The sequence below is a fragment of the Exiguobacterium sp. ZOR0005 genome, assembly GCF_000798975.1.
In the GTDB taxonomy this organism is placed as follows: Bacteria; Bacillota; Bacilli; order Exiguobacteriales; family Exiguobacteriaceae; genus Exiguobacterium; species Exiguobacterium aurantiacum.
The window spans coordinates 1-13,516 of record NZ_JTLB01000032.1 but is presented as its reverse complement, the minus strand read 5'-3'; the positions used below and the strand labels follow the sequence as shown (position 1 = coordinate 13,516).

13 protein-coding genes and 1 pseudogene are annotated in these 13,516 nt (G+C 54.3%); 8 read left to right on the top strand and 6 right to left on the bottom strand.

The window, feature by feature from the left end; all coding sequences use genetic code 11:
- Window positions 1-211 precede the first annotated feature (211 nt).
- Complete coding sequence (locus L971_RS13520) at window positions 212-1,519, bottom strand: hemolysin family protein (RefSeq protein WP_047376322.1); 1,308 nt, start codon at window positions 1,517-1,519, stop codon at window positions 212-214.
- Between the two features lie 189 nt (window positions 1,520-1,708).
- On the opposite strand from L971_RS13520, the gene L971_RS13515 reads away from it, so the two are divergent.
- A complete protein-coding gene (locus tag L971_RS13515; protein WP_047376320.1) occupies window positions 1,709-2,674 on the top strand; it encodes a TerC family protein in 966 nt (321 codons plus the stop codon).
- A 151-nt stretch (window positions 2,675-2,825) separates the two neighbouring features.
- Here L971_RS13515 and L971_RS13510 read toward each other — a convergent pair whose 3' ends face one another.
- Both L971_RS13510 and L971_RS13505 read right to left on the bottom strand, forming a co-directional pair.
- Window positions 2,826-3,686 carry an SDR family oxidoreductase gene (locus L971_RS13510; protein WP_047376319.1) on the bottom strand — a complete coding sequence of 287 codons (861 nt, stop codon included), beginning with the start codon at window positions 3,684-3,686 and terminating at the stop codon, window positions 2,826-2,828.
- Window positions 3,687-3,761: 75 nt separating this feature from the next.
- Window positions 3,762-4,598 carry a Cof-type HAD-IIB family hydrolase gene (locus tag L971_RS13505; protein WP_047376318.1) on the bottom strand — a complete coding sequence of 279 codons (837 nt, stop codon included), beginning with the start codon at window positions 4,596-4,598 and terminating at the stop codon, window positions 3,762-3,764.
- Between the two features lie 263 nt (window positions 4,599-4,861).
- On the opposite strand from L971_RS13505, the gene L971_RS15090 reads away from it, so the two are divergent.
- The 4 genes from L971_RS15090 to L971_RS13490 all read left to right on the top strand — a co-directional run bounded on the left by L971_RS15090 (window position 4,862) and on the right by L971_RS13490 (window position 8,734).
- Window positions 4,862-5,032 (top strand): hypothetical protein, encoded by a 171-nt coding sequence (locus tag L971_RS15090; RefSeq protein ID WP_156111539.1) that lies wholly within the window; start codon window positions 4,862-4,864, stop codon window positions 5,030-5,032.
- A gap of 126 nt (window positions 5,033-5,158) precedes the next feature.
- The gene (locus L971_RS13500) at window positions 5,159-6,643 is read left to right on the top strand and encodes a UDP-N-acetylmuramoyl-L-alanyl-D-glutamate--2,6-diaminopimelate ligase (RefSeq protein ID WP_052200403.1); all 1,485 of its coding nucleotides are present in this window, start codon (window positions 5,159-5,161) and stop codon (window positions 6,641-6,643) included.
- Window positions 6,644-6,662: 19 nt separating this feature from the next.
- Window positions 6,663-7,340 (top strand): response regulator transcription factor, encoded by a 678-nt coding sequence (locus L971_RS13495; RefSeq protein WP_029334303.1) that lies wholly within the window; start codon window positions 6,663-6,665, stop codon window positions 7,338-7,340.
- The gene (locus tag L971_RS13490) at window positions 7,340-8,734 is read left to right on the top strand and encodes a cell wall metabolism sensor histidine kinase WalK (RefSeq protein ID WP_047376317.1); all 1,395 of its coding nucleotides are present in this window, start codon (window positions 7,340-7,342) and stop codon (window positions 8,732-8,734) included. Before L971_RS13495 ends, L971_RS13490 begins: the two co-directional genes overlap by 1 nt.
- A gap of 25 nt (window positions 8,735-8,759) precedes the next feature.
- Here L971_RS13490 and L971_RS13485 read toward each other — a convergent pair whose 3' ends face one another.
- Window positions 8,760-9,188 (bottom strand): hypothetical protein, encoded by a 429-nt coding sequence (locus L971_RS13485; protein ID WP_156111538.1) that lies wholly within the window; start codon window positions 9,186-9,188, stop codon window positions 8,760-8,762.
- 38 nt (window positions 9,189-9,226) lie between these two features.
- A complete protein-coding gene (locus tag L971_RS13480; RefSeq protein ID WP_047376311.1) occupies window positions 9,227-10,189 on the bottom strand; it encodes a F510_1955 family glycosylhydrolase in 963 nt (320 codons plus the stop codon).
- A 221-nt stretch (window positions 10,190-10,410) separates the two neighbouring features.
- Here L971_RS13480 and L971_RS13475 point away from each other — a divergent pair, with 221 nt between their 5' ends.
- The 3 genes from L971_RS13475 to L971_RS13465 all read left to right on the top strand — a co-directional run bounded on the left by L971_RS13475 (window position 10,411) and on the right by L971_RS13465 (window position 13,290).
- A complete protein-coding gene (locus L971_RS13475; protein ID WP_047376310.1) occupies window positions 10,411-10,977 on the top strand; it encodes a YdhK family protein in 567 nt (188 codons plus the stop codon).
- Window positions 10,978-11,194: 217 nt separating this feature from the next.
- Window positions 11,195-11,896 (top strand): M23 family metallopeptidase, encoded by a 702-nt coding sequence (locus L971_RS13470; RefSeq protein ID WP_231557614.1) that lies wholly within the window; start codon window positions 11,195-11,197, stop codon window positions 11,894-11,896.
- A gap of 215 nt (window positions 11,897-12,111) precedes the next feature.
- On the top strand, window positions 12,112-13,290 hold the full coding sequence (locus L971_RS13465) for a cell wall metabolism sensor histidine kinase WalK (protein ID WP_081977096.1): 1,179 nt from the start codon (window positions 12,112-12,114) through the stop codon (window positions 13,288-13,290).
- Between the two features lie 22 nt (window positions 13,291-13,312).
- Here the strand turns inward: L971_RS13465 and L971_RS15205 are convergent.
- Window positions 13,313-13,516 (bottom strand): annotated as a pseudogene (locus L971_RS15205) (carbon starvation protein A); the annotation flags it as partial.

Below are 13,516 nucleotides of genomic sequence, written 5' to 3'. Positions count from 1 at the left end.
TTGCCGTGTTTTTTTATAATGCGGAGATCAGTTGTTTCAACGCCTCCTTCAGCGACGTCACCGGGCGCCCGAGCAAGAGCTCGAAATCGTTCGACTCCATTTCGAGCGAACCGTTGCGGGTGCTCTCTTGAATCCCGACGACGAGAGAGGAGAATTTTCAAAAAGCCTCCCGACAGTGAATGTCAGGAGGCTTTTCACGTGGCGTTATGATTTACGGTGTCGTGTCGAGCGGCTGGACCAACACCTGGTCAATCCTTCGTCCATCCATATCGACGATTTCAAAGCGCAAGCCATGGGCTTCCATGACATCGCCTTTTTTCGGGAACGTCCCGAGTCCGGTGATGACGAATCCGGCGAGCGTGTGGAACGCCGCCCGTTCTTCCCCTTCTAGCTCGCGCGGGAGGCCGAACAATTGTTTCGCCTCATCGATATTGAGCATCCCGTCAGCAAGGTACGACCCATCCTCGCGTTGGACGACGGATGGTTCTTCCCGCTCGACGACGACCTCGCCGACGATCTCTTCTAAAATATCAAACAGCGTAACGACTCCGAGGAATCCGCCGTACTCATCCAATACGAACGCCATTTCGACTCCACTTTGTTGCATCGACTGTAAGACGAGGCTCCCTGCTTGTTGGCGCGGGACGACGAGCGGCTGTCTCACACGTTTCAAGATTTGGGTCTCATGTTTAATCGACGGGAGCGACAACAGCTCACGAATCTCGACGAATCCGATGAACTGGTCCAAGTTGCCCCGGCCGACCGGGAGTTTGTTGTGTTGACTCTTATAGATCGTCTCTTGAATCTCTTCAATCGAGTCGTCTAAGTCAATCCATTCGACGGTCGTACGCGGTTGCATCAATTGATAGACGTAGCGGTCATGGAACGCGAACAAGCGCTCGACTTGTTTCACTTCATCGTGGGCGAAATCCCCTTGGGCCATCCCTTCGCTTAATAATTGTTTAATCTCTAATTCTGCTTCTCCCGTCGATTGTTCGGACTTCAATCCGAGTAGCTTATACACGACGAGCGTCGACTTCGATAAGACGAAGACGAACGGCTTCATCACTTTGCTGAAGAAGTCGAGGGCCGGGATGATTGTCATCGTCACGCGTTCTGGTGTGACAAGGGCGATTCGTTTCGGCACGAGCTCTCCGATGATGAGCGACAAGTACGTGATAATCGTGACGACGATGATGTATCCGAGCGTCGCAGCAATTTCGCGCCCGAGCCCGAGGGCGATCAGCTGTTGGGCCAACGGGTCTGAGAACCGCGCACCACCGAACGCACCGTTAATAATCCCGATCAACGTAATCCCGACTTGAACGGTTGACAATAGGTCGGTCGGGTCCTTCGCGTGACGGAGCGCAATCGCGGCGCTACGGCTCCCACGAGCGGCAGCCGCTTCAAGTCGGCTCGGCTTCGAGGAAATGAGGGCAATTTCCGACATCGCGAACACACCGTTCAACAAAATGAGAAACAAAATAATCGATAAATCAATCAGCCAGGAAGAATCCAAGGCTTATTCCACCTCTTTCAGTTAAGTTAGTTTTATTTTACAGCCTCAACTTGTATTTTACAATTTCAAAGTCGTTAGAACTCGAAATTTTATATTAAAGCTTCAAAATAAAACAGATTGACTTTAAGTTCTAATGACCTTAAATTATTAATATAGAAGTTCGCTTGAACTTAAAAGGAGGAATCGTTGTTGACCCTACTCATTGGGTTTTTACTGCTCGTCGTTGTCATGCTCGCACTTGATTTAGGTGTGTTTCACCGGAAAGCCCATGAAGTGTCCATGCGCGAGGCGTGGACGTGGACGTTCGTCTGGGTCGGTATTGCCGTCCTGTTTGGCGCGTGGTTGTTCTATACGCAAGGCAGCACGATCGCGACTGAATACGCAAGCGTCTACTTCATCGAGAAAGCGCTCGCGATTGACAACGTGTTCGTGTTCTCGCTCGTCTTCGCCTACTTCGCCGTCCCGCTCAAGTACCAGCATAAAGTATTGTTCTGGGGCATCCTCGGGGCGATCTTCTTCCGGGCCGTCTTCATCGTCGCCGGCGTGTCACTGTTAGAGAACTTCGGATGGGTGTACTACGTGTTCGGGGCGTTTCTCGTCTATACCGGTTGGATGATGTTCAAAAACATCGGGAAAGATGAGTCGCTCGAACACAACAAGACGTTGAACTGGCTTGAACGTCGCCTGCCGATCACGCAAGACATCTCGTCGGGCAAGTTCACAAAACGCATCAACGGGAAGCTGTTCTTCACGCCGCTCTTCATCGCCTTGATTTTCATCGAGCTGTCGGATATCGTCTTCGCCGTCGACTCGGTGGCGGCTAGCTTCGCCTACTCGCGTGACCCGTATATCATCTTCTACGCGAACATCATGGCAATCCTTGGTCTTCGTAGCCTCTACTTCGTCCTCGCCAACTTGATTGACCGCTTCTACTACTTGAAGCACGGGCTCAGCTTCATGCTCGTCTTCATCGGGACGAAGATGATTTTCGGTGATGTGTACAAGATGCCGATTTGGATGTCGCTCGGAGCAATCATCGTCGTGATTCTGATAAGTGTTCTCTATAGCTTCTATAGAACGAAACCAGGGGCAGAACGTTCATGTCATGATACTGAAAACACATACGATCGAGAACTGCCAAACCGTATCGGCTGACGTCACGGCCATCTTCCACCGACTGACGGAAGGTGTGTCCGCGATACGCAAATCGGGTCGATCCAAGAGAGACGACAGCACGTGACCGATCAACTCGAACAACGGGCTAGCTTATAAAAACAAGCCGCGACTTTGCCGTCGCGGCTTGTTTTTATAACGTATCGATCAACTGTTTGAGCGCTTCTTTTAACGGTGTCACCGGCCGCCCGAGCAAGAGCTCGAAATCGTTCGACTCGACTTCGAGCGAACCGTTGCGGATGCTCTCTTGAATCCCGACGACGAGCGGGATGACTTCCTCCGGCACACCGGCGCCGCGCATGACGTTGGCGTAGGCGTCCGCACTCACTTCCTGGAGTTCGACCTCGCGGCCGAGTACTTCCCCGAGCGCCTCGACGAGCTCCGCTTGCGTATGGAGCGGGCCTGACAGTTCGAAGACGTCCTGCTCGAAGTCGTCCGCCATGAGGACGTTCGCCGCCGCTTCCGCATAATCGTGTTGGAGCGCCCAACCGACTTTCCCATCACGCGCCGCCGTCACCCAAGGTGCGCCGGCAAGTACGCCCTGGATGCTTCCGAGTTCGTTCTCTACATACCAATTGTTGCGCAGGAACGCGTGCGGAATACCTGTCCGTTCGATCGCCCCTTCCGTCTCAACGTGCGGCGGTGCCATCAAGTTCTGACTCTGCTGGGCATCCGCGAGACTCGTGTAGGCGATGAACGCGACACCGGCCCGTTCGGCCGCCTCGACGGCGTTCGCATGTTGGCGGATGCGCGTGTCGTTGTCGCCGTCCGCCGAGATGATGAGGAGGCGTTCGACGTCACGAAACGCCGCATCAAGCGTCTCCGGGTCGTCAAAGTCGCCGTGACGCACGTCGACGCCCTTCTCCTTCAACACGCTCGCTTTCTCCGGATTGCGGACGCTGACCGCCACTTCGCTTGCCGGTACCGACTCGAGCAAGACGTTGACGATCTTCGAGCCGAGTTTCCCCGTCGCACCTGTGATTAAGTATTTCATGTCGTTTCCTCCTTTTTTCGTTCACCCCGTACTGTTCCCGGACACGTTTATTTTGTAACCTGCGGGACGTGTCGTTCAGACGAGACCGTACTTTTGAAAGCCCACCCAAATCCCGTCTTCATCGTGCCTCGCCGTGACGTCATCGGCGACACGTTTGACCTCGGGCTTCGCATTCCCCATGGCGACGCCGACCTCGACATATTCGAGCATCTCGATGTCGTTATGGCCGTCCCCGTAGGCGATCGTGTCGGCCTGGTCGATTTGTAGATGATTGAGCAGCGTCGCAATCGCCGTCGCCTTGTTGATGCCCGGGATCGAGAGCTCGCCGCTGTTGTCACCAAACACGGCGACCGTGCTCGGGATGACGGTGAAGTGGGAGGCGAACTCGGCTTGAATCGTCGCGAAAGGGACGTCGGACCCTAAAAACGAGATTTTATTGACATCCGCGCGGACGAGATCCGGCTCTTCTTTCAACGCGTCGTGGAACGGTCGTAACCCTCGCTCGATCGCCGCACTCGCCTCGGGCTGACTCGCGATCAACTCCTCGATGAGCGTCGCGATCCGGGCTTTGACGTTCCCGCCGGCATAGAGCCCGTCGTTTGATTCGAGATAAAAGTCGACGCCATGGGCCGTGAAGAAGTCGACGAGATGACGCAGCCGTTCCTCGGAGACACGTTCATGGAACAACACCTCCTCGTTTAGCTCGATGTAGCCGCCGGCCGCCCCGATGATGCCGTCGAACCCGACGTCGAGGATGTCTTCGAACAGCTCCGCCTTCGAGCGTCCCGTCGATAAAAAGACGAGGTGACCGTTTCGTCTCGCCGCTTGCACCGCCTGTTTTGCTGACGCCGGGACGTCCCCGTGGTCGTCGACGAGCGTGCCGTCGACATCTAAAAAGATTACTTTTTGCATCGTGCTCCTCCTTTTCGTTCTGAAAACGCGAAAAACCCAAACCAGACGCAACGTGTGCGCCCGATTTAGGTTTTGCCTGACCGTCCAGTAACAATCCTAATGAGTATGCTTTCCCGTTCAGCATACTGTTCTTATTTGACGGTTGTCAAAGAAACCTTTTCTCCGATGTCACGTATATGAAGAAACAGCGTAGGCGACGCGCATATTTTCTTGCAAAGCGTATATCATTCGAGGGGTAGCTTATACGGAAAAGGGGTTCAACCATGTTCGATCGGATTGGTAATCTAAGTGTCGGTCTCGTCTTCGGGATCGTCCTTATGTTTTTGTTCGACAGCTCGCTCGGGCTCGTGTTCGGGGTAGTCCTCGGACTCGGATTCGTCCTTGCGCCTTCCTTTAGAAAGAACGACAAACCTTATCTACCACATATCCATTGAGCCGAGGCGTTTGCCTCGGTTTTTTTACGCAATCGATGAATCGAGTGAGCGGACTCATTTCACTTCTTTTTCACAAACGGCGGCTATACTGTCAAGATGGACTTACTAGAAAAAGGAGAACATCTCGTGCTCAACAATTTGCAACACCTCTTAACAGGACTAAGCCAAACCATCACTTGGACGTATGTGGAACACCCGAATGAGACGTTGATTGAAGGAATCTCGTTCTCCTCGAAAGAAGTGAAAAATAATTATTTATTCGTCTGTATAACCGGACACCGGCATGACGGACACAATTTCATCGATGAGGCCATCGCAAACGGTGCCATCGCCATCATCGCGGAACGACCGATTGATGCGCCTGTCTCCGTCATTTATTGTCGGGACACAAAAATCGCTTTGGCCGAGCTCGCGGCGATGTTTTATGACGACCCTTCGAAGCGTTTACGTTTGCACGGGGTCACGGGGACGAACGGGAAAACGACGACGACCTCGCTCGCGTTTCAACTGTTCACTTCCCTCGGGATGAAGGTCGGGTCGATTGGGACGCTCGGGATCCATTATGCGGGTCAAACTTTTACGACGCCGAACACGACGCCGGACCCGTTAACCGTCAACCGCCATTTAGATGAGATGGTCAAAGCGGGAATCACCGACTGCGTCATGGAAGTCTCTTCTCAGGCGATCGCTGAATCCCGCATCACTGGCCTTTCTTTTCAATCGGCATCTTTCCTGAACTTGACCCATGATCATTTAGATTACCACGGGTCGATGGATTCCTACGCCGAGACGAAAGCCCGCCTGTTCAAACAAGTGACGGCGAACGGCCATGTCTTCCTCAACCGAGACGACCCGTTCCATGAGCGGATGGGAGCAAGGGCACCCCGTCGTGTGAAACGAAGCTATTACAGCCGCCGTGACACGTCCGTTGATTTGTTCGGACAACTCGAGCGTGACCGCTTGTTGCTTCAGACGAAAGGACGGTCCCTCGCCGTCAAGCCCCCGTTCACGGAAACGTATAACCTCGACAACATGCTGTGCGCACTCGGGATCGTGCTCTCCACCGGTGCGTCGCTTGAAGACACCGTACCGCGACTCGCTTCCCTTCGCTTGCCGAGCGGTCGACTCGAGCGGATTGAGGGCATCGCTTCCCTCGCCTATGTCGATTATGGGCACACGCCGGATGCGATCCAAGAAGTCGTCACGGCTTTGACCGAACGTCACGCGCGTGTCCTCGTGCTGCTCAGTGCCGCCGGGGAACGGGACCGCTCAAAGCGCAGCGAGATGACCAAGATCGTCTCGCAATCGGGAGCGGACTATGTATTGTCGGTCCACGACCCGAGAAGGGAGGCTCCGCAACAGATTCTTGACGATTTGGCGCCAGGGCGAACCGCTCGCCCGCCGTTATCCGTTCATCCGGTCCGGCACGACGCCATCCGTGCGTTCGCCGAACGGCTTCCGGACTATGACTGTGGCGTCATTTTCGGAAAAGGACACGATCGATTCGAGCGTGTCGACGGCGAACTGATCCCGTGTGACGAACCGGCCCTCGTCCATCGTTTCTATCCACATGAAAGGGAACCGGGGGATGCATCACGAACTGAACGTTGAGGAGAAAAGGAGGGCATGCATGAAGATACTGATTGTGGACGACGAGATGAAGATGCGCCGACTGTTGCGGCTCTTCCTCGAAGGCGACGGCTACACGTGTCTCGAGGCGAGCGACGCGACCGAAGCGCTCGAGCTCATCGCCGACCGTCCTGACTTGGTCTTATTGGATATTATGATGCCGGACGTGGACGGCATCACACTCTGTCGTCAACTGAAAAAACGCGACGCAGAGTTGCCCGTCGTCTTGCTGACGGCGCGTTCCGATAGCGAGACGACAATTCGCGGCTTAGACGCCGGTGCCGATGACTATGTGACGAAACCGTTCGATGGGAACGTCTTGCTCGCTCGGATTCGCGCCGTGTTACGACGTAGCCGACTCACAAACGTCAGCTATAATCAATTGCGATACGACGAACCAAGCGGCCGCGTTCTTTATAAGGAACAAGAGGTCGTGTTGACCCCGAAAGCGACGGCGATTTTGAAATTGTTCCTCGAGCACCCGAACCGTTTGTACAACCGCATGGACTTGTATGACCTCGTCTGGCCGTATTCTTCAGAATCTGACCCCCGGACGGTCGATGCCCACATCCGCATGATTCGGGACAAGCTCGGGGAGGCCGGTTTCCCAATCGACGATTACTTGAAAACCGTGTGGGGACGGGGTTACCGGTGGGTCGAGGGGCGGGATGTGCCGTGATGCCTTGGCGAAATAGTCTCCCGTTTCGAATCAGTCTCGTCTTTTTGTTGACGACGTTACTGATCGAAAGCGTCTTGTTCATGCTTTTGTATCACACCTTGCTCGGGGAACGAGTCGTTGAGGAGATCGACCGGCTCGAATCGCGGGCGGAAAGCCACGCGAGTGTATTGGCGATGAGTTTTGATACGGAAACGATTTCGCACGTCGCGGCGATGGAGAGTGAGACCGACACGAAAGTCGCCATCGTCGCACCGGATCATAGGGTGATCGACACATCCAATCGATTCCCCGCCGTCTTGTCGACGTTCATCCGGGAGGCTTCGGACCAGTCCGCCTTCGATCAGACGGTCGTGCTCGAGACGGACTGGGAAAACAAGCCGTATCTCGCCGTCCGGACGCCGATCGAGTCGATGGATGAGACGGCACTCTACGGCTATGTGTACATGTTCCTTCCGACAGAGATCATCCACGGGATCAGCCATCGTTTGCAGCTCCGTTTCCTCTACATCACCGCCATCGCGCTCATCGTCACGGCCTTGACGTTCATCTTGCTCAGTCGATTGATCTCCAACCCGATTCAACAGCTCCGCCGAGCGACCGAGAACGTGTTGACGCGACCGGGTGAGTTGACCCTCCCCACTTCACGTGTCGATGAGATCGGGGAGCTCGCACGCTCCATCGAATCGATGTCGCTCGAGCTGGCGCATCTAAAAAAAGAGCGGAATCAATTTCTGTCCGATCTCGCCCATGAGATCAAAACACCGCTCACGTATTTGCAAGGGTATGCGGAGATCGCGTCCAAGCCTCAAACGCCCGTCGCTTTGAAGGAACAGTCGATTCAAACGATATTGGAAGAGAGCCAAGCATTAACCGAGCTCGTCGAGAACGCGTTCCAACTCGCCCAACTCGATGAGAACACGTTCACGCTTCATAAAGACGACATCCTCGTCTCACAACTGGCTGACGACTTGACACGTGTCCTCGCGTCTATGTTTCGTGTCACGCCGATCCTGTTCGAGAGCCGGCTCTCGATGTTGTCCGATGTATCCCTTCGCATCGACCACAATCGAATCATTCAAGTGTTTCGCGCGCTCGGGCATAACGCCATCGAACATAGCGGTGCGGCGCACGTCACACTCGATGGTGCTTTGATGAAAGACACGATCACGTTCACCCTCCGAGACGACGGCAAGGGCATTCCTGAGGAAGATTTACCGTTCATCTTCGAACGTCTGTATCGTGTCGAGAAATCCCGCTCGAGACGCACGGGCGGGAGCGGACTTGGACTCTCCATCGCGCAGCAGATCATCGAATTGCATGAAGGGTCGCTTGACGTCGCATCCGACCGCTCAGGGACGACCTTCACAATCACGCTCCCGCTCCTAACAAAATAGCCGTTGCTTGTCTCACAAGCAGCGGCTATTTGTTATGTTTTGGCCAAATGTCCACCTCGTACGTTCCCCACTTCGGCTCAAGGCGCTCTAATGCGGCATACATGATTCTCGGGCCATACAAGGGAACGAGCACCAGCTTTTCTGATGAATAGTTGACGAGAACAGCCTCATCCAAAGTGGCAGAGATGAGGATGAACTGCCGGACGTGATGAATCCGTCTCGCGATGTGGCGTTCGAGCTGATGGACGACTTCGAAGAATTCGACGTCGGAATAATGGTGCCCGATGCGTTCTTTGAATCCCTCGAAAATCAAATCATCATCTCGAACGAGACATGTTGCCATCCGGACGACTACATGGGCGAACGACTGTACGTTCATCCCGCCGAGCTCGAGGTCATAAATTTCAATCCGCCGTTTTTCCACCTCGGCACCTCTCTTTCCAACTGGTTTCACATTTTTTCCCCTCAACATGTGAAAGAGTTGTGAAATCGTCACTTCGCTGTACCTGTTTGAAGGAGTGTCGTCCAACTCCCCTCTTCATACAAATAGACGCTATTGTCAGAAGTTGCTAGTAAGAGACGTCCCTCGTCAATGGCGAGCTCGATTGGCACCGCGTCCGCTTCTAAATCCGGCAACGGCAGCACCGTCTCATCTTCGTCCTGACGTAAGACGAGTTCATAGTCGGACGCTTCTCGCACATAGGCGAGCGTCGTGTCGTCCGTCGCGGCGAGGAGGATGCGCTCGCCTGAGATCAACGTGTCGAACGTATCGCCACCATCGTCCGAGACGAGCATCCCGTTCGGGCCGTACACGTGCACGCGCAACGGCTCTCTCGCGTCGGCAAGGAGACCGACGATGCCGTGGCGTTCCGTCCCTTCCATCTTCATCGGTTCAATCGTCTCACCTTTGTCGAGCGAACGATAAAAGCCTGGTCGCAACTCATTTGTCGGCTCTTCGAGATAGACGTATAAACTTTCTGACCTGTAACCCACGCTCATATGGTGAAAATCCGCCTCCCCTTCTAGCGAGCGAACTTCGAGCGTCTCGCCTCGGTCGGTGCCGCGGACGACACCGAGTGGATTTTTAAATGCGGATTGACGTTCGGGGTGACCGCTCGCATAAAAACCATCCACGACAAGCTCAAAACCCATATAATCGTGACGGTTCGACATCAATTCGTACCAGCCGTCTTCCCGGTACTCCATCAGTCCGTGGTGCGTCGCAACGACCGGACGGGCATCGTCCTGCCAAAAACCAGCCCCATGAATGTGGGTGATGGCCGCGTCGGTCTCGACTCGTTTCCAATTGTCGGCTTCGACTTGTTGTGACTTTTGTTCCGTCTCTGCCACAGGCGCTTCCGATTCAGTCGCCGTTTCATTCGGTGGCGTGTCCGGTCCACAAGCGGTCAAAAATACGGTCGCCAACAGTATAAGTATCATTCGATTTGTATGCATTTGATTTTCTCCCTCCTTCTCTCAACGTCCACTGTAAATGTCGAACGTTAAAAACTTGTGAAACCAATCAAAATTATTCCTTGAGACACGACACGTTTAACAATTCTTTCACGATTGAAAGGTATAACCATAACAGAGACGATTTAGCCGGACTTTTCCATGACGGTTTTGCTTTATCAGTTCGGAATAATCAACCACATATCAAATCGGAGGTTTTGACTATGAGATTTAAACGAAAGTTTGCCACACTGACGATGACGCTCGCCTTAAGCGCCGGACTCACCGCTTGCGGGACGAACGATAATACGATGAATGACATGCCTGATGAATCAATGGGCGAGATGGACCATGGCAATATGGACATGTCCGGTTCCCGTGAAGTGCCGACAGGTCTTCAAGAAGCCGAGAACCCGACGTTTGATGTCGGAGATCAAGCTGTCATTACCGAGGCCCATATGCCAGGAATGGAAGGGGCCGAGGCGACCATCGTCGGTGCCTACGACACGGTCGTCTATAGCATCTCGTACGACCCGATGCATGGGGGCGAACGAGTGCGTGACCATAAGTGGATCATTCACGAAGAGATTGTCGACGCAAAAGCCGGCGCTTACGAGCCAGGCGACGAAGTGACGGTCGATGCCGAGCACATGAGCGGCATGGGTGGTGCGACCGCAACGATCGACTCTGCTGAGGAGACGACGGTTTACATGGTCGATTTCGAGCTCGACAATGGTGAACGAGTCACGAACCATAAATGGGTGACCGAAGACGAACTGTCCGCGAACTAAAGAAGTCAGACCGACCATATGAAGCGACTATAACGAACTTGTCCAGTCCGGACAGGTTCGTTTTTCTATGTTTTAAAATGGCAATATATTTTTTTGAAATATAAATGAAATATAAAAATATATTTTTGGTGATAAAATTTAAATTATCAGGTTCATTATGTCGCATATACCAATCTTTCACACTGAAGGGATTACCATAAAAATGAAAAAGAAATTAATGACAATTGTATTAAGTGCGTTGCTCACCATCGGTCTCATCACCCCGGCCCCGACGCCGGTCGAAGCGTCGACGTATTACAAAGCTGAAGTGACAGTAAACAGTTTGAACGTCCGTTCCGGCCCTGGTACGACGTACGCAATCGTCGGCAGCGTCAAGCTCGGCCAGACGTTTTCGGCGCAACAGACGACGGGTTCATGGACGAAAATCAATTTCAACGGCACGTCCCGCTATGTCTCGAGCGCATTCATTAAACCTTATGCGAGTACGACGCTCCAAACGACATCGACGACGAAGCTCCTCATGCCGACGAAAGGCACGTTGACGCAAAAGTATGGTCCGGCGAGCGGCGTTTACGGCTACACGTTCCATAACGGCATCGACCTCGCGGCAGCGAAAGGCACGCCGGTCATCGCCGCGTCTGGCGGACAAGTCATCGTCGCCCGCAACACCGGCGCTTACGGGAACCACATCATGATCACGCATCAATTGAACGGCCAGTCGTACACGACCGTCTACGCCCACCTCGACCGCTTGAACGTCGTCCAAGGACAGACCGTGTTACGAGGCGCGAACATCGGCACGGTCGGCAACACCGGCAACTCGTTCGGCAGCCATCTTCATTTCGAAGTACATAAGTCGCCGTACGTCTACAGCAGCAACGCACCGGCGAGCAGCCTCAACCCTTATAACTTCTTTTGACACCTCACCTCCATCCCTCACCTCCATCCCTCACCGGGTGGAGGTTTTTTGTCCGATTTGTCCCGAATTGTCGCCGAATTTGATTGGTACTTTATTGTGACTATTGGTTTTGGCGGCATTGACGTATAATGGGAATCAAAAGATAACGACTTGCTAGAGGATCATTCCTCTTTACTTATGTGATACGTGTAACAAGAGTGAAAGGAGGTTCGCCTATGGAACGAAAACAGTTCTATCCGTCGCGTCGCCACCATCACCGGAACGGAGGGAAACGTCCCCTTCCCGCCAAACGGACCCGGTCGCCGCACAGCTTCCCGATCGCCTCGATCGTCGAGGAAGCGCAAGATGCCATCTGTTATATCGACTTCACCCGCAACCACCTCTATTCGAACGATGAGCTGCGCGCGATGTGCCCGGCGATGGTCACTCGCCGCTTCGAGGACACGACCGCGCTCACCGAATTCTTTTTCGCTCGCTTTGAAGAGAACGGGGCCGACCTGGACGCTGTGGCACCGCTTTGGCAAGAAATACTCGACAACCGCTTCCTTTGTTGCCCGCGGATGGACTCCCGTCGACTCCACATCGGGGAACGGGTGATCCAACTCATCTTTAATTTCACCCATACTCCGCGCGGCGTCTTCATCATGTGGCGCGACGAGACGGAAATGATCCAATTCGAGGAACAAAAAGACGCGTTCCTCGCCGAGCTGTCCCACGACTTCCGGACGCCGCTCACCGCCATCACCGGTTACACCGAACTGCTCATGCATCGCCACAAGGATGACGAGAAGACACACGCCATGCTGACGCTCGTGAAACAGGAGGCGGACCGACTCGAGCGGCTCGTCGACAACTTCCTCGACTACCAGCGCGTCACGTATTCCGAGGACTTGCTCGCACGGGAACCGGTCGCATTGAAACCACTCCTCGAGGAAGTGGTGGCGAGTTATGACACGACATCTTCTGATCACCATGTGACGTTAGCGGCAACGGACGGCCTCGTCATCGAGGCCGATCAAGAAAAACTGTTGCAGCTCGTCCACAACTTGGTCGGCAACGCCATCAAGTACTCGCCGGAAGGCGGCACCGTCACGGTCGACGTGACGGACGAGAACGGGACGCTCGTCTTGTCCGTCAAAGACTCAGGCATCGGCATCCCCGAGGAGGCGTTGCCGTACATCTTTGACGAGTATTACCGCGTCGACTCCGACGCCCACCGCCCGATCAAAGGGACCGGTCTCGGCCTGCGCATCTGTAAACGGATCGCCGAGGCGCACGGTTGGGGCATCCATGCCGATTCCGTCTACGGGGAAGGCACGACGTTTTGCATCTACCTCTACTCCCCGACCGCCACGAGCACGACGCGGCTCGGTGAACACGAAGAAAGGGTTTGACCGTCACGGTCAAACCCTTTTGTCATGCGGCTGTATCGATATCGACGTCGCACTCCATGTTCTGGGCCCGCATCGAACGCGCGCGCACGTGGAACAAGACGAGCAGCGTGATGGTCCCGATCGTGGCGATGACGTACGGGATCGGCCCGTCCATCTTGAAGCCGATCGGCGCCGTCAGGATGTAGAACCAGACCGCGTACAGCATGAACGTGCCCGGGACGAGCGC

Bases quoted from the DNA above. Each gene is read 5' to 3' on its own strand.
- L971_RS13470 (WP_231557614.1), top strand. From the start codon at position 11,195: ATGACAATTGTATTAAGTGCGTTGCTCACCATCGGTCTCATCACCCCG.
- L971_RS13465 (WP_081977096.1), top strand. From the start codon at position 12,112: ATGGAACGAAAACAGTTCTATCCGTCGCGTCGCCACCATCACCGGAAC.
- L971_RS15090 (WP_156111539.1), top strand. From the start codon at position 4,862: ATGTTCGATCGGATTGGTAATCTAAGTGTCGGTCTCGTCTTCGGGATC.
- L971_RS13505 (WP_047376318.1), bottom strand. From the start codon at position 4,598: ATGCAAAAAGTAATCTTTTTAGATGTCGACGGCACGCTCGTCGACGAC.
- L971_RS13495 (WP_029334303.1), top strand. From the start codon at position 6,663: ATGAAGATACTGATTGTGGACGACGAGATGAAGATGCGCCGACTGTTG.
- L971_RS13490 (WP_047376317.1), top strand. From the start codon at position 7,340: ATGCCTTGGCGAAATAGTCTCCCGTTTCGAATCAGTCTCGTCTTTTTG.
- L971_RS13475 (WP_047376310.1), top strand. From the start codon at position 10,411: ATGAGATTTAAACGAAAGTTTGCCACACTGACGATGACGCTCGCCTTA.
- L971_RS13510 (WP_047376319.1), bottom strand. From the start codon at position 3,686: ATGAAATACTTAATCACAGGTGCGACGGGGAAACTCGGCTCGAAGATC.
- L971_RS13480 (WP_047376311.1), bottom strand. From the start codon at position 10,189: ATGCATACAAATCGAATGATACTTATACTGTTGGCGACCGTATTTTTG.